Below are 15,421 nucleotides of genomic sequence, written 5' to 3' on the forward strand. Positions count from 1 at the left end.
TTCGCCTCTCTCAGCCGGTCAGTTGCCGGCCATCAGCGCGGACCACTTCTCCTGCGCCACGGCGAAGTTCGGCACCCAGAACTTGAAGTTCTGCTTGTAGCCCTGCTTCTGGCGCTCCGGCGTGTTGGTGAGGAAGGCGGCGACGGAAGCGTCGACCTTGGGCCGCGCCTCGCTGTTGATCGGCGTGTAGGAGGTCTTCTCGGTCAGGATCTCCTGGGCATTCTTGCCGAGATAGGCGTTGAGCAGCGCGTAAGCGGCATCCGTGTCCTTGACGCCGACCGGGATCGTCATCTGGTCCATCACCACCAGCCAATCCTGCCATGCGGGTGCGTATTTGGCGCCGTTCTTGACCGCGGTCATGGCGCGGCCGGTCCACATCATCAGCATGTCGGCCTCGCCGGATTCGGCGAGCTGCTGCGATTCAGCGCCCGTCTTCCAGAAGATAGTGTCGGGGCCGAGCTTGCGGACCACGTCGATGGCCTTGTCGATATCGGCCACCGTCATTGCTTTCGGATCGCCGCCGGCAACCTTGAAGGCCTGTTCGAGCAGGCCGCCGGTCGGGCTGCCGGAGCCGTCGATGCCGCGCACGCCCGGGAACTTTTCGGTGTCGAAGAAGTCGGCCCAGCTCTTGGGCGGATTATCCTTGTACTTCTCCTTGTTGTACATCAGCACGACACCGTAATTCATCGCCGGCACCGAGCATTCGCCGACCTGGCCTTCCGGGATTTTCGAGACGTCGAGCTTGGTCAGGTCGAGCTTCTGGAACAGCTTGCCGCAATAGACGTAAGGCGGCAGGTCGTCGGTATCGACGACGTCCCAGGTGACATTGCCGGATTCGACCTGCGCCTGCAGCTTGGCGATCTCGGTCGGACCGTCATTGAGCAGCTTGACGCCGGACTTGTCGACGAACTCCTTCAGCGCCGCCGTCTGGCCGTCCTGATAGATGCCGCCATAGGAGACGAAGGTCAGGGTCTTGCCTTTGAGCGAGCCTTCCTTCACCTCGCCTGCCACGGGCTTGTCCTGCGCGAAGGCCGCGCCGGTCAGAACGCCGAGCGCCAGGACGGCGCCGATGCCATATCTCGATTTCAACATAACGATGACTCTCCCATTCATGCCCGCATTTTGGTCGGTTACCTGGCGGCGGGCGGTTTCCAGGTCGTGTATTGGTCGAGCTCGGCGCGCGCCGAGGTCGGCGGCGCGATGATCCACATCACTTCGGCCCGGCCGCTGCCGATGTTCTCCGTGCGATGCGGAGTGGCCGTTGTGTATTCGACGCTGTCGCCCTCTTCGAGGACATGACGCGCCTCGCCGAGCGAGACCTCGACAATGCCGCGCAGCACGATCAGCATCTCATGTGCGTCGCCATGCGTGTATTGGTCGGGGCCGGTCGAGCCGCCGATCTCGAACTCGCCGACATAGACTTCCATGTCGCTGAGCGGCGGCCGCGACAAGAGCATCTTGCGGCAGCCGTCGCTGGGCGGCAGGCTTGGGCGCTCGCTGCGCCTGAGCACGCCGTGGTGATTTTGAGCCGCGCTTTCCGCAAACAGCAGCGCGACGCTGACTCCCAGCGCGGAAGCGATCTGATTGAGCGATGCCGTGCTGGCCCCGGTCAGGCCGCGCTCGAGCTGGCTGATGAAGCTGGCGCTGGTTCCGGTCGCCTCGGCGAGGTCGCGCAAGGAAAGGCGGCGAGCAAGGCGAAGGCTCTTGAGCCGCATGCCCAGAGCCTGATGGGCAAGCGTTGCGGCCGCACCGGCGGCGTTTGCCGCCTGCGCCCGACCGTTGCCAGATGCCTTGGGCATTCATGTTCCTCCACTGAACAACTTGTACAGTGCCACTGTACAGATGGCAAGAGGCATGGTTGCGCGGTCGGGCCGCATCCTCGCGGCTGCCGAGCCAGGGCTTCAGTTGAAAGAGAGGGCTAGCCCTCACCCGACAGATCGCGGCGCGCCTTGTCGAGCTCTTCGGCATAGCGGCGCATCAGATGGCTCTCGGTGAGCAGGCCGAGCACGATGCGCTCGTCGAAATCCTCAACCACGGCAAGTTCTTCGGCCCCGGTGCGCTGGAAAGTCTCGGCGGCGGTCTGGACATTCATCGACGGCACCAGCACCGCGTCCTTGAACTGGGCGAGCGTGCTCACCGGCATTTCGCCATCGGAGCGATCGCTGTGCAGTTCCGGCACCAGCAGCATGCCGACATATTGGTCGGCCTGCTCGACGGCGATAACCCGCTGCGCCGAGCCGAGCGGGATCTCCTTGCGGAATTCGGAGAGCGTGGTCGAGGCGGGAATGGTGCGGACGTCCTTGCGCATCATCGTGCCGACGGTGAGGCTGCGCATCCAGCCGACGTCATGGGCGCTGCGGATCGTTTCGCCGCGCAGGTGGAAACGCCAGGTCGAGAAGGAGTAGCCGAAGGTCTCGCGCACCAGGATCGCCGACATGATCGAGGCGGCCAGCACCACGCCGGTGAGCGTCAGGTCGCGGGTCGACTCCAGCGCCAGGAACGTCATGGTCAGCGGACCGCCGACAACGCCCACCGCAAGCGAGGTCATGCCGACGACGGCGGCGACCGACGGGTCGATGCCGGCCGACGGCGCGGTCAGCGCCATGACGCCGGCAAAGACCTTGCCGAGCAAAGCCCCCAGGAACAGCGAGGCGAAGAACAGGCCGCCGCGGAAGCCCGAGCCGAGCGAGATGGCTGAGGCCGCCAGCTTCATCACGAAGACGCTCGCCACCACGGGAAGGGCATAATTCATGGCGAACTCGCGATGCAGCGCGCCATGGCCGCTGGAGAGTACCTGCGGCGTGACCAGCCCGAGCAAGCCGACGAAGATGCCGCCGATGAACGGCCTGACCGACACGTCGATCGACAACCGTACAAAGAGCCGCTCGACGATGCTCACCAGATGCATGATCGCAATCGAGGCAGCCCCGCCGAGCAGCCCCAGCAGCAAGAATGGCACATACTCGCCGGCGGTCAGATTCGGCAGACCTGAGAGTTCCAGCGGGAACGGCACGCCGCCGAACATTTCCGCCGTCAGCGAAGCGGCGATCGCCGCCGCCATCACCGGCGCCACATTGGCGACGGAGTAGATGCCGATGACCAGCTCGAAACCGTAGAAGGCGCCGGTCAGCGGCGCGTCGAAGGCGGCGGCGATCGCGCCGGCCGCACCACAGCCGACCAGAATGCGCACGTCATTGCGGCGCAGCCGGAAAGCGCGGGCAAGTCGGGAAGCTACGCCGGAGCCGATCTGCGTGTAACCGGCTTCCAGCCCGACCGAGGCGCCGAAGCCGCTTGAGACCATCGTCTGCGCCACGATGATGAACGTGTCGGTGAGCGACATGCGCCCGCCATAGAGCGCGTTGGCCTCGATCGGATCGACAGGTGTGCGGAACTTGCGCTTTCTGAGCCAGATGACGGAAAGCCCGAGAAGCAGGCCGCCGATCGCCGGGAACATCGCCTGTGCCGGGTCGGCAAGCGAGAACATCGCCGAAAGCCGGCCGCCCGGCTGCACGTCGAACAGCAGGTAATGCATGCCTTGCACCAAGGCGCTCGTGCCGGTGACCAGCGCGCCCGCGATGACGCCGACCATGCCGGCCATCAGCACGATCACGATGCCGCGCGCCTCGAGCACGGGGATCGAGCTGATCAGCACCGCGCGAAGCCGGCGGGCGTAAACTTGTGGGTCGTTTCTGGCAGGCAACGAAGCGGCTCGCCGGTATGCGAAGATAAGAACTGCCGTGCCTGATAACGCGCGGCGGCTTTGCGTGGCAACCGCAATGCCGACCGCATGTGGCGCCATTTTGGCGTTGCGCCAATTAGCGTTACGAAAGACGTGTCGCCACGACCAAGGAGATAGACTTAGTCGGGCACCGGTATGGTGAAAGGGCCGGAATCGTCTTGTACGACGAAGATCGCCAGCAGCTCCGCCCGCCGGCCTCTCCGCCGAGGAGGAACGCGCCGTGCGGCGCTGACTGGTCGCCGTCGCGACCGCGGAGGCGGCACAGCCGTAAATGCCTCACACGATCAGGTCGGCGCGCCGCCGTCCGTCTCGAAAAGCGTGAGCTTGCGCTCGCCGATGCCGAGCTCGGCCCAGCTCGCGCGCCATTCGGCGATATGCGCCGACTTGAAATGCGTTTCGAGCGCGGCACGGTCGCTCCAGGCCTCCGAGACATGGATGAGCCCGGCATCCAGCACGTCCTGCGCGTAGGAATAGCCGAGGCAGCCGGGCTCGGCGCGGCTCGCCGAGATCATTCGCTGCATCGCCGGCTTTGCCTGTTCGAGCCTGTCGCGTGGCAAGCGGATCGTGCCGATGATCAGGAGCATGCGATTTCCTTCCGATAGGTGGCTCAGGCGCCGTAGCCGCTCTCCCACCTTCGCGCAAGCTTGGAGGGCTACGGTCGAGGGCCTGCCCTGTGCGTGGCTGCCCTGGATTTGAGGACGACATGGCGATCAGCGAAACACTTCCGTCCGGCCTGGCGGTCAAGAACGGCCGCGACATCTTCTTCGCGCTGGGCATCGTCTTCATCCTGGCGGTGCTGTTCCTGCCGATTCCGGCCTTCCTGATCGATATCGGCCTCGCCTTCTCGATCGCGCTTTCGGTGCTGATCCTGATGGTGGCGCTGTGGATCCAGCGGCCGCTCGACTTCTCGTCCTTCCCGACCGTGCTGCTCATCGCCACCATGCTCAGGCTATCGCTCAACATCGCCACCACGCGCATGATCCTGTCGCACGGCAACGAGGGCACGCATGCCGCCGGCTATGTCATCTCGGGCTTCTCGAAGCTGGTGATGTCGAGCGACTTCGTCATCGGCCTCATCGTCTTCATGATCCTGATCGTGGTGAACTTCATCGTCATCACCAAGGGCGCGACCCGTATCGCCGAGGTCGGCGCGCGCTTCACGCTCGACGCCATTCCCGGCAAGCAGATGTCGATCGACGCCGACCTTTCCGCCGGCATGATCGATGAGAAGACCGCGCAGCTGCGCCGCCGCGAGCTGGAGGAGGAGAGCTCCTTCTTCGGCTCGATGGACGGCGCCTCGAAATTCGTGCGCGGTGACGCCATCGCCGGCCTGATCATCACCGCCATCAATATCGTCGGCGGCATCGCCATCGGCTATCTGCGCCACGGCATGGGCCTCGGCCAGGCAGCCGACGTCTTCATCAAATTGTCGGTCGGCGACGGCCTCGTCACGCAGATCCCGGCCCTCATCGTCTCACTCGCCGCCGGCATGCTCGTCTCCAAGGGCGGCACGCGCGGCTCGGCCAACCAGGCGGTGTTCGGCCAGCTCGGCGCGCATCCGCGCGCCCTCTATGTCGCGGCCTCGCTGCTGGTCATCCTCGGTCTGATGCCCGGTTTGCCGCTGTTCCCCTTCTTCGCGCTCGCCGGCGGCATGGCCGGCCTCGGCTACATCATCCCGCTGCGCCTGAGCCGCGAGCGTGCCGCCGCCGAAGCCCTGAAGACGCAGGAAAAGGCCAACAAGGTCGAGGAGGAGAAGAACTCGGTCAAGGCCTCGCTGGTCACTGCCGAGATCGAGCTTCTGATCGGCAAGCAGCTTTCGACCAGGCTGATGGTGGCGCACCAGGAACTGGTGTTCCGCATGTCGAAGATGCGCAAGAAATTCGCCCAGCAATATGGCTTCGTGGTGCCGGAGGTGCGCGTCGCCGACGACTTCGCCATCCCGCCGAAGAGCTATCAGATCAAGGTGCACGGCACAGTGGTCGCCGAATACCAGATGCGGGTCGGCGAGATCATGGTGCTGCTCGGCACGCGCGGCGTGCCGGAAATCCCCGGCGAGGAAATCCGCGAGCCGGCCTTCGGCATGCGCGCCTATTCCGTGCTCGAAACCTTCGCCGAGGATCTGAGACGCGAGAACTTCACCTTCGCCGACAACATGTCGGTGCTGCTCACGCATCTCTCCGAGGTGATACGCAACAACCTGCCGCAGCTTCTGTCCTACAAAGACATGAAGGCGCTCCTGGAGCGGCTCGACCCGGAATACCGCAAGCTCGCCGACGAGATATGCACCTCGCACATCTCCTATCCGGGCCTGCAGGCCGTGCTGAAGCTGCTGCTCGCCGAGCGCGTCTCGATCCGCAACCTGCATTTGATCATCGAGGCGATCGCCGAGATCGCGCCGCATGTGCGCCGCACCGAGCAGATCGTCGAGCACGTGCGCATCCGCATGGCGCAGCAGATCTGCGGCGACCTCTCCGAAGGCGGCACGCTCAAGGTGCTGCGCCTGGGCAACCGCTGGGACCTGGCCTTTCATCAGAGCCTCAAACGCGACGCCAAGGGCGAGGTGCGCGAGTTCGACATCGATCCGCGTCAGCTCGAGGAATTCGGCCAGGACGCCACCAAGGCGATCCGCAAGCATCTCGAGGCCGGCGAGCGTTTTGTGCTCGTCACCGCGCCCGACGCCCGTCCCTATGTACGCATGATCATCGAGCGGCTGTTCACGACGCTTCCCGTTCTCAGCCATGTCGAGATCGCCAAGGGCGTCGAGATCAAGGTGCTCGGAACAATCTCGTGAACGCGCTCTCGCAAGGCGTCGTCATCGCCGCCTTCCTCGCCTTCTGCCGTATCGGCGCCTGCTTCATGCTGATGCCCGGCCTGTCCAGCGCCCGCGTGCCGCTGCAGATCCGGCTGTTCGTTTCGCTCGCCGCCACCGGCGGCCTGCTCGCTTTCCTGTGGGACCGCATCTACCCGTTCGTCGATCCGCGCCCGCAGATCCTGGCGCCGATGATCTTCTCGGAGCTCCTGGTCGGCGGCCTGATCGGCGCCATGACCAGGCTCTACATGGAGGCGCTGCGCTTCATGGGTTCGGCCATCGCCATGCTGATCGGCTATGGCGGCTCGGGCGGACCGGCGATCGAGGAGCCGGAACCGCAGGCGGCGCTTGCCGCCATCATCTCGTTCTCGGCGCTGCTTCTGCTCTTCGTCTTCGACTTCGACCACGAGATCGTCAAGGCGCTCGTCGCCTCCTACACGGTCGCTCCGGTCAACGTGTTCTTCAACCCGCAGGCCGCGCTGGTCGACGTCACCGACACGGTATCGGATGCCTTCTTCCTGGTCATCCGCCTCGGCAGCCCGTTCGTCGCCTATGCCATCCTGGTCAATCTGACGATCGGCTTCGTCAACAAGCTGACGCCGCAGATCCCGGTCTATTTCATCTCGCTGCCCTTCGTCATCGCCGGCGGAATGATCATCTTCTATTTCGCCGTCGGCACCTTGCTGTCGCTGTTCGTCGACGGCTTCGTCGACCTCACGCTGGCGAGATAGCCATGACTGCGCGCAAAGACCGCCTGAAGAAACTTGTCAAGGTGCAGGAGCAGTTGAAAGCGCTGCACGAGACCCGCCATGCCGGCTTCCTCGCCGCCGCCCTCAAGGCCGAAACGGAGGCCAAGGAGCTGATCGAGCGCTTCGACACCGACAGCTCGCTGGGTTCCCTCTTTCCGGAAATCTACCACCGCCGCATCACCGACGCGCTCGGCCGTCAGGAACGGAACCTCGAGAACGCCCGCCAGGAAGTATCGCTGATCGCCACTGCGACGGCGCGCACCAACATGGTCGAGCGCGCCTACAAGGACGAGCGCCGCCGCGACGAGCGCGAACGCTCCGACCGCGAGCGGCTCGATCTGATCATGCAGAAGCGAACCTCCGACGGCTGATCATCGCAAGCCTGCCACAAGCTTCTTCAGTCATTGTGCAACTAACAAAACCGACAAAGGGCGGACTTTCTTGGCCATTTCCCCACCCAGCGACATCGTCATGGACGTTGCCCGCGCAGCGGAGCCGGCCGATGTCGAGGCCGCGCGCGCGGCGCTCGCGAGAAGGGCGAATGGCACCTCGGCGCCTTTCTCTGTCGATCCATCCGCGACGGTCGATGCCGGCTCCATTCTCTCGCGCGCAACGGCCGACAAGGCGGAAGCCGCCAATCCGGCGAAGAAGTTCCAGCGCTTCGAGGCGATGGTGCTGACCACCTTCATCCAGAACATGATGCCCAAGGACACCGAGGGTGTTTACGGCAAGGGCCTGGCCGGCGACATGTGGAAGTCGCAGCTCGCCGAAAAGGTGGCCGATGTCATGGCCGCGCATGGCGGCATCGGCATCGCCAGATCCATGCTTGCCGACCATTATCTCGACGGCAAGCACAAGGTGCCGGTCGGCCCCATTGCCGGTGGAGCGCAGAAAACCGAGATCGACCGGCAGACCCGGCTTTCGACCTCGATGATCGAGGAGCTTGAGCGCAAAGCAGCACGGTCGATGACCGGCGACGAGACGATCATAAAAACAGATATCAAGATCTAGGGACCTACATGGCCGACCAAACGGAGCTTTCCAACCTTCCCGCACGCACCAGCGCAATGGAGGCGCCCGCCGCCGCGCGACCCGGCAACCTCGCCGCCATCATCGGTCGCATCGAGGAAGTCGTGGACGAGGAAACCGCCGGCATCCGCAGCGGAACGGCCTATGATCTCAAGGCCTCGAACGCGCGCAAGAGCCGGTATCTCTACGAGCTGAACCGCGCCATGAAGGGCGCCAACGAGATCGAATTCCTCGAGCAGCATCGCGAAGGCCTGCTGCGGCTGCGCCAGAAGCTGGCCAGGAACGAGGCGGCGATCCTTGCCCATCTCAACGCGGTCAACGAAGTCGCCACGCTTTTGAGGAACGCCATCCAGCGCGCCGAGACCGACGGCACCTATTCGGCCGGTGAGTTCGGAATGGCCCGAGCCTGATGAGATGATCGAGGCGCAAGGACAGACCCGGTGATAAAATTCATCGCCGCCGCGCTGTGGATCTGCGCCGTGACGCTCGGCGCGGTCTTCTATTCCTTCCAGGCGGCGGGCCAGCGCGGCGCGGCCGAGCCGCCGAAGCCGATGCTGGGCGGCCTCGACTATGTCAAGACCGACATGATCTCGGTGCCGTTGCTGCGCGACGGGACGATCGAGGGCTATTTCCTCACCAAGCTCGTCTACACGGTGGAGCCGGACCAGATAAAGAAGCTGTCGATCCCGGCGCAGGCGCTGATGACCGACCAGGTCTATTCCTATCTCTATTCCAACCCGCAGATCGATTTCACCAAGAAGGAATCGATCGATCTCGACGCTTTCCGCAAGTCGATCCGCGACACCATCAACACCCGCGTCGGCGTCGAGCTGGTGCACGACGTGCTGATCGACCAGGTCAACTTCCTGTCCAAGGACGATATCCGCGACAACGCGCTTCGGCGCCGCAAGAATGCCGGCGACACCGCGGCGGCGATGACCAAGCCTTTCCAGGCGCCGGAGCATTGACTGCCTAGCCGCGTGCGCCGGCGATAGACATGGCCCAGTTTCCCTAAGCGATATGACGCATGGTGACCGCGTTGACGTAAACGTCAACTCGAAGCTATATGCGCCTGTGGTCGCGCTGGAGCGCGGCGCGTCTACCTCGCCCAGCGGCCAAGCGCCGGTGCGCGTCAACGCAACCAACGAGGAGAACCGCCATGGGCGTTCAGGAGATTGCCGACAAGATCAAGTCGCGCGTGGCAAGCGCCGGCTTCGAGCATTCGGTCAAGTTCGACACCGGCAGCGACGGCGTCATCGTCATCGACGGCGCGACCGTCTCGACCACCGATGCGCCGACCGACTGCACCGTCAAGCTGTCGCTCGACGATCTGGATTCGCTGATTGCCGGCGACCTCAATCCGACCATGGCCTTCATGTCCGGCAAGCTGAAGGTCGAGGGCGACATGACCGTCGCCATGGCGCTCAGCCAGCTGCTCGGCTGATCCTTCGCAAAAACAGCAACGCCGCCCGATGGGCGGCGTTGCTGTTTTTGTCGAACCTAAAGCAATTCCAGGAAAAGTGCGTAGCGGGTTTCCGTCCGGAATTGCGTGAAAACAAAGGCTTCAGGCGACGAAACCCAGCGCCTGTCCTTTGATCTTGCGGCCGGCGGCCTTGATCGTGCCTTTGGCGCCGTCCAACGCGCCTTCCTGCAGTTCCAGCGCCAGAAGCCGGTGCCGCTCATAGGGGCCGGGCATGGCAAGCGCCCCCGTGCGGTCGGCTGAGAAGCCGAACCGCCCGTAATAGGGCGCATCGCCGACGAGCAGGATCGCGCCATGGCCGAGCCGCGCCGCTTCGGCGAGTGCGTGCCGCATCAGCGCCGAGCCGATGCCGCCGCTCTTCAATCCCGGCTCGACCGCGAGCGGGCCGAGCAGCAGCGCTGCCGGACCGCCCTCGCCCAACCTCACATCCCACAGCCGCACCGTGCCGACGACCGCGCCCGACGCATCGCGGGCGACAAAGGCCAGGCCTTCCGAGGGCCGGCGGCCGCGCCGCAGCTTCTCGGATGACTTCTTCTTGCGCTTCGGCCCCATGGCGCGGTCGAGCAGCGCTTCGCGCGCCGCGACGTCGCCCGCGCCTTCGCCAAGAATGACGAAGGCCGGCGCCTGGGCGGCCCCCTCGTCCGGCGCGCCGCGCGAGCCAGCCTGTGCCCGCAAGGCCAGGGAGGGCGCAAACGCATTTTCAGGCGAAGTGGAAACGGGTTCGCCGTAAGAAAATGCGCCAAGAAGCACTGCCGTCGAGCCGTTCTCCCCCGCGGAGAAAAGCTCAGCCAACGGTCCGGATGAGGGGGCAATTTCAGTGGCCGCGAAGGCCGATTTGGTCAGGTATTCCATGTCCGCGATCCTTCACGAGCGGAGATCTGTCCCACAAGCGAGCCCGGGCGGGCGACAGGCGCCCGCGCCGGTTTGATCTGAGCGGTTTCTTGCGAAATGCTCAGATCACGTAGGATCGGAGAGGTTCGAAGCCGTTGAAGGCGACCGCCGAGTAGGTGGTCGTGTAGGCCCCGGTGCCTTCGATCAGCACCTCGTCGCCGATGGTCAGCGACAAGGGCAGAGGATAAGGCGTCTTCTCATACATCACGTCGGCCGAATCGCAGGTCGGGCCGGCGAGCACGCAGGGCGCGGTCTCCGAGCCGTCATGGCGGGTGACCAGCGGATAGCGGATCGCCTCGTCCATTGTCTCGGCGAGACCGCCGAACTTGCCGATGTCGAGGAACACCCAGCGCACATTGTCGTTGTCGGCCTTCTTCGAGATCAGCACGACTTCCGACTTGATGACGCCGGCATTGCCGACCATGCCGCGTCCCGGCTCGATGATCGTCTCGGGCAGCGCGTTGCCGAAATGCTTGCGCAGGGCCGAGAAGATCGCCTGGCCGTAGGCCTGGGCCGCCGGCACGTCCTTCAGGTAACGGGTCGGGAAGCCGCCGCCCATGTTGACCATCTTCAAGACGATGCCTTCCTCGGCGAGCGTCGCGAACACCTTCCTGGCGTCGCCCAGCGCGCGATCCCAGGCCGACAGGTCGGTCTGCTGCGAGCCGACATGGAACGACACGCCATAGGCATCGAGGCCGAGGCCCTTGGCATGACGCAGCACGTCGACGGCCATCGCCGGCACGCAGCCGAACTTGCGCGACAGCGGCCATTCCGCGCCTTCGCCGTCGGTCAGCACGCGGCAGAACACGCGCGAGCCGGGAGCGGCACGCGCGATCTTCTCGACCTCTTCGACGCAGTCCACCGCGTAGAGGCGAATGCCGAGTTGGTAGGCGCGTGCGATGTCACGCTCCTTCTTGATGGTGTTGCCGAAGGAAATGCGGTCCGCCGGCGCGCCGGCATCCATCGCCATCTCGACCTCGGCAACCGATGCGGTGTCGAAGGACGAGCCCATCGCAGCAAGCAGGCGCAGGATTTCCGGCGCCGGGTTTGCTTTCACCGCATAGTAGATCTTGGAATCGGGCAACGCCTTCTCGAAGGCGCGGAAATTGTCGCGCACGACATCGAGGTCGACGACGAGGCAAGGGCCGTTCGGACGTCGGGTGGCGAGGAAATCAAGGATGCGCTGAGTGGCCATCGAGGTCTCTCCATTGGCGCCTTTCGGCGCGCACAAAGGCTGCGGAACGCGGGCGCTCAGCCTCGCGAACTCGCGGTGGACAAAGGCGGGACGGAAAATCCATGGAACCAGCCGGTGGAGACCCCGGAACCATGAATCGCCGTCTCGCGGCGGTGAACCTTGGCCTTGCCCGGCCTCGGTTCGCTTTGTCTGCCTTGGCTTGGATGGGAGACCCCGTCCGCACTGCCGGCAATGAAGGTGTGCCTCTTTAGTAACCCCGGTCTTTGGACAACCGGAAGAGAACCAGAAAGGCCCGCACCGTCGTTGCTTCAAGGTGTCCTCGGTCTTGTGGTTGGCCACTGACCGACTGGAGGGGTTGGCTCCAGTTACCTTACCGATTGCCCTCACCATTCGAGGATCGGCGGACACCCACAGGCACGTGCGACTTTGGGCAAGCGCGATATAAGAGCGAAGGGTTTCACAATCAATAAAAATCGTAAGCCCAGGTTGTAAAATTTCTGGCATCGAACAATGTTGGTCGCACCGTATCCGGAAATCGAACGATGCCAGGAACTCAAGGACCGCTGAACGCCTTCCTCGATCTGCGCCAAATGCCTGTGGCGAATGCGGAATTGGGCCCGCTCGCAGGCCTTCGCCTGGCCGTCAAGGACATCTATGACGTCGCCGGCTACCGCACCGGCTGCGGCAATCCGCAAAAATTCGAGGAGGCGCACGCTGCCTCGCGCACGGCGCAAGCGGTGCAGACGATCCTCGACGCCGGCGCGCGATTCGTCGGCAAGACCCAGACCGACGAGCTGGCCTTCTCGCTGTTCGGCCAGAACGCGCATTTCCCCTACCCGATCAATCCCGCCGCGCCCGAGCGCGTCACCGGCGGCTCCTCCTCCGGCTCGGCGGCCGCTGTTGCCGGCGGGCTGGCGAACATTGCCACCGGCTCCGACACCGGCGGCTCGATCCGCGCGCCGGCGAGCTTCTGCGGCCTGATCGGACTGCGCACCAGCCATGGCCGTATCCCGCTCGACGGCGCGATGAAGCTGGCATCGAGCTTCGACACTTTCGGCTGGTTCGCCGACGACATCGAAACCTATGAGGCGGTCGGCAAGCTGCTGCTTGGCCGCGACCCGCACCAGCATCCGCTCAACCGGCCGCTGTCGATCCGCTGGCTTGATGCCTTCGTCATCGGTCCGGCCGAAGCCGCCGAATATGCGCGCATGAAGGCGCTGGCGGCCGGCGTCATCGGGCAGCCGGTAGAGACCGAATACGCCTTCGCCTCTTTCCCGGACGAGCTTTACTGGTGCTTCCGCCGCTTGCAGGCCTTCGAGGCCTGGCGCGAGCATGGCCCCTGGATCGCGGCCGGCGGCCGGCTCAGCCCGGGCGTCGAGGAGCGTTTCGGCTTCGGCCGCACCATCGACGCTAAAACTGTCGCCAGCGAAGCCGCGCGCCGCCTGGCGTTCCGGGCCGAATTCGAGGCGCTGCTCGGCAACAACGGCTTTCTGGTGCTGCCCACGGTTCCCGGCGCGGCGCCACTCGCTTCAAGCACGCCCGAACAGTTCCAGGCCTATCGCGAAAGGGCGCTGCATCTCTTGTGCCTTTCCGGTCTCTCGGGCTTTCCGCAGATCACCTTGCCGATCGGCTCCGTCGACGGCGCGCCCTTCGGCCTTTCGCTGCTTGGCCCTTTCGGCAGCGACGTTGCCCTGATACGGCTCGGCCGCAGGATTCTCGACGCGGCACGAAAGGTCTGACCATGGATACATTGACGCGCATGCGCGCCTTCATCGACGTGGTCGAGGCGGAAGGCTTTTCGGCCGCGGCGCGCAAGATCGGCCGCTCCAAGGCGCTTTTGTCGAAATATGTGCGCGAGCTGGAGGACGAGCTCGGCGCGCTGCTGCTCAACCGCACCACGCGCCAGTTCTCGCTGACCGAAGCCGGCCACACCTATTATCAGCGCGCCTCCGAGATCGTGCGCGAGGTCGACAGCCTCGCCGAGGCTGTGCGCGAGTCTTCCGGCGACGTTCGCGGCAGGATCAAGCTGTCGGCCGCCCGCACCTTCGCCGATGCGCCGATCGGCCAGTCACTGGTCGACTTCGCCAGGCAGCACCCCGACATCGTGCTCGACATCCATCTCGACGACCGCTTCGTCGATCTTGTCGAGGAAGGCTTCGACCTTGCCGTGCGCATCTCGCGGCTGGAGAACTCCTCGCTGATCGCCAGGCGGCTGGCGCCGTTCTCGGTCAGGCTTTGCGCGTCGCCGGAGCTGATCGCCAGGCACGGCAAGCCGACACGTCCGCAGGATCTCGCCAACATGCCCTGCATCGTCGACACCAACGGCCGCTCGCTGGCCAACTGGCGCTTCAAGGGCGATGCCGAGGACTCCATCAGCGTCGCCGTTTCGGGCCCGATCGAGGTCAACAGCCCGATCGTGGCAAGAGCCGCCGCGCTCTCCGGCCTGGGCTACGCCATGCTGCCGGATTTCGTCGCCGCCCCCGACGTCGCGTCCGGCAAGCTGGTCACCGCGCTCGACGATCGTCTCCTGGCGGGCACCGGCATCTTCGCCGTCTACCCGCATCGCCGCTATCTGCCGGCCAAGGTAAGGGTCCTCGTCGATTTCCTGGTGCAGTGGTTCAAGACGCGCGACACAGCGTGATAACCCGCGTCCCAATTTCGCCCCCTTTATGTTAACTCTCGGGCCCTCACTCCCGAAGTCGATGGAATCGCGGCCCGGAATGCATCTGAAACGGCAAGCAACCATGCTGGCTTCGGCCCTCGCGGCCACGTTCGCCTCGGTCGAGCAGGCCGAGGTGCACCCGCATGTCTTCGCCGAGGCTCGCCTCGACGTGATCCTCAGCCAGGATCACCAAAGTGTGACGGCGCTGCGCCACCTTTGGCGCTTCGACGACCTTTTTTCGAGTACGGTGATGATGGAGTTCGACAAGAACTCCGATCTGAAACTTGATGACAAAGAGCTCAAGGAAGTGGCCGACACCGTCCATTCCTCGCTTGCCGAGTTCAATTACTTCCAGCTCGTCACCCAAGATGGCAAAGACGTGCCGATGGCGCCGCCGCCGCATCTGATGGCGAACTTCGACAACGACCAGCTGATCATCCTGTTCGAGTCGCAGCCGAAGACGCCGATCAAGCTCGCCGGCAAGGTCGACATCGGCGTCTACGATCCGACCTTCTATACGGCGATCGACTTCACCGACGACGCGAACCTTGCCGTCGAAGGCCTGCCATCGACCTGCACCAAAAAGGTCATCCGGCCCGATCCTGACGAGGCGATCAAGGAAAACCAGAAGACCCTGACGGAGGCGTTCTTCAACGATCCGACAGGCACCAACATGAGCAAGATCTTCGCCACCAAGCTCGAGTTGAACTGCCCGCCGGAAGGATGATTTGGTGATGAAACCGTCGCTGCGCGCAAGCAGGTTCCGCAAAAGTGTCTCACGGTTTTGCGATCGGAACCTGCGACAAACAAGGGAATCCAAACGGATATTCGTGGGGCATCCCACGAATATCCGACTGGCCCTCGGGC

16 protein-coding genes are annotated in these 15,421 nt (G+C 64.4%); 10 read left to right on the top strand and 6 right to left on the bottom strand.

Going from position 1 to position 15,421, the window contains the following annotated elements:
- Nucleotides 1-18 precede the first annotated feature (18 nt).
- The 4 genes from LB525_RS03035 to LB525_RS03050 form a co-directional block, all read right to left on the bottom strand.
- Entirely contained in the window at nt 19-1,092 is a 1,074-nt protein-coding gene (locus LB525_RS03035) for an extracellular solute-binding protein (RefSeq protein WP_224543353.1), read from the bottom strand.
- 38 nt (nt 1,093-1,130) lie between these two features.
- A complete protein-coding gene (locus LB525_RS03040; RefSeq protein WP_224543354.1) occupies nt 1,131-1,799 on the bottom strand; it encodes a helix-turn-helix domain-containing protein in 669 nt (222 codons plus the stop codon).
- A gap of 119 nt (nt 1,800-1,918) precedes the next feature.
- Complete coding sequence (locus LB525_RS03045) at nt 1,919-3,700, bottom strand: chloride channel protein (RefSeq protein ID WP_224543356.1); 1,782 nt, start codon at nt 3,698-3,700, stop codon at nt 1,919-1,921.
- Between the two features lie 323 nt (nt 3,701-4,023).
- Nucleotides 4,024-4,323 (bottom strand): putative quinol monooxygenase, encoded by a 300-nt coding sequence (locus LB525_RS03050; RefSeq protein ID WP_224524284.1) that lies wholly within the window; start codon nt 4,321-4,323, stop codon nt 4,024-4,026.
- A 119-nt stretch (nt 4,324-4,442) separates the two neighbouring features.
- On the opposite strand from LB525_RS03050, the gene flhA reads away from it, so the two are divergent.
- From flhA to LB525_RS03085, 7 genes are all read left to right on the top strand, one after another.
- Nucleotides 4,443-6,530, top strand: a complete 2,088-nt coding sequence (gene flhA, locus LB525_RS03055; protein ID WP_224543357.1) for a flagellar biosynthesis protein FlhA — start codon at nt 4,443-4,445, stop codon at nt 6,528-6,530.
- The gene (gene fliR, locus LB525_RS03060; RefSeq protein WP_224543358.1) at nt 6,527-7,279 is read left to right on the top strand and encodes a flagellar biosynthetic protein FliR; all 753 of its coding nucleotides are present in this window, start codon (nt 6,527-6,529) and stop codon (nt 7,277-7,279) included. The genes flhA and fliR overlap by 4 nt, the downstream gene beginning before the upstream one ends.
- 2 nt (nt 7,280-7,281) lie before the next feature.
- Complete coding sequence (locus tag LB525_RS03065; protein WP_224543359.1) at nt 7,282-7,668, top strand: hypothetical protein; 387 nt, start codon at nt 7,282-7,284, stop codon at nt 7,666-7,668.
- Between the two features lie 70 nt (nt 7,669-7,738).
- Nucleotides 7,739-8,308, top strand: coding sequence for a rod-binding protein (locus LB525_RS03070; protein ID WP_224524267.1), 570 nt, complete (start codon nt 7,739-7,741; stop codon nt 8,306-8,308).
- 8 nt (nt 8,309-8,316) lie between these two features.
- Complete coding sequence (locus LB525_RS03075) at nt 8,317-8,736, top strand: hypothetical protein (RefSeq protein ID WP_224543360.1); 420 nt, start codon at nt 8,317-8,319, stop codon at nt 8,734-8,736.
- Nucleotides 8,737-8,766: 30 nt separating this feature from the next.
- Nucleotides 8,767-9,294, top strand: a complete 528-nt coding sequence (locus LB525_RS03080; RefSeq protein WP_224543362.1) for a hypothetical protein — start codon at nt 8,767-8,769, stop codon at nt 9,292-9,294.
- A 191-nt stretch (nt 9,295-9,485) separates the two neighbouring features.
- On the top strand, nt 9,486-9,770 hold the full coding sequence (locus LB525_RS03085; protein ID WP_027165149.1) for an SCP2 sterol-binding domain-containing protein: 285 nt from the start codon (nt 9,486-9,488) through the stop codon (nt 9,768-9,770).
- Nucleotides 9,771-9,890: 120 nt separating this feature from the next.
- On the opposite strand, the gene LB525_RS03090 is transcribed toward LB525_RS03085, so the two are convergent.
- Both LB525_RS03090 and odc2 read right to left on the bottom strand, forming a co-directional pair.
- The gene (locus tag LB525_RS03090; protein WP_263481553.1) at nt 9,891-10,481 is read right to left on the bottom strand and encodes a GNAT family N-acetyltransferase; all 591 of its coding nucleotides are present in this window, start codon (nt 10,479-10,481) and stop codon (nt 9,891-9,893) included.
- A 277-nt stretch (nt 10,482-10,758) separates the two neighbouring features.
- Nucleotides 10,759-11,892 (bottom strand): ornithine/lysine decarboxylase, encoded by a 1,134-nt coding sequence (gene odc2 / locus LB525_RS03095; protein ID WP_140842090.1) that lies wholly within the window; start codon nt 11,890-11,892, stop codon nt 10,759-10,761.
- 542 nt (nt 11,893-12,434) lie between these two features.
- Here odc2 and LB525_RS03100 point away from each other — a divergent pair.
- The 3 genes from LB525_RS03100 (at nt 12,435) to LB525_RS03110 (ending at nt 15,281) form a co-directional block, all read left to right on the top strand.
- Nucleotides 12,435-13,631, top strand: coding sequence for an amidase (locus tag LB525_RS03100; RefSeq protein ID WP_224543363.1), 1,197 nt, complete (start codon nt 12,435-12,437; stop codon nt 13,629-13,631).
- A 2-nt stretch (nt 13,632-13,633) separates the two neighbouring features.
- Nucleotides 13,634-14,533 carry a LysR family transcriptional regulator gene (locus tag LB525_RS03105; RefSeq protein ID WP_224543365.1) on the top strand — a complete coding sequence of 300 codons (900 nt, stop codon included), beginning with the start codon at nt 13,634-13,636 and terminating at the stop codon, nt 14,531-14,533.
- 79 nt (nt 14,534-14,612) lie between these two features.
- Entirely contained in the window at nt 14,613-15,281 is a 669-nt protein-coding gene (locus tag LB525_RS03110) for a DUF1007 family protein (RefSeq protein WP_224543366.1), read from the top strand.
- Nucleotides 15,282-15,421 lie beyond the last annotated feature (140 nt).

It is taken from the genome of Mesorhizobium sp. CA16, from assembly GCF_020165175.1.
In the GTDB taxonomy this organism is placed as follows: Bacteria; Pseudomonadota; Alphaproteobacteria; order Rhizobiales; family Rhizobiaceae; genus Mesorhizobium.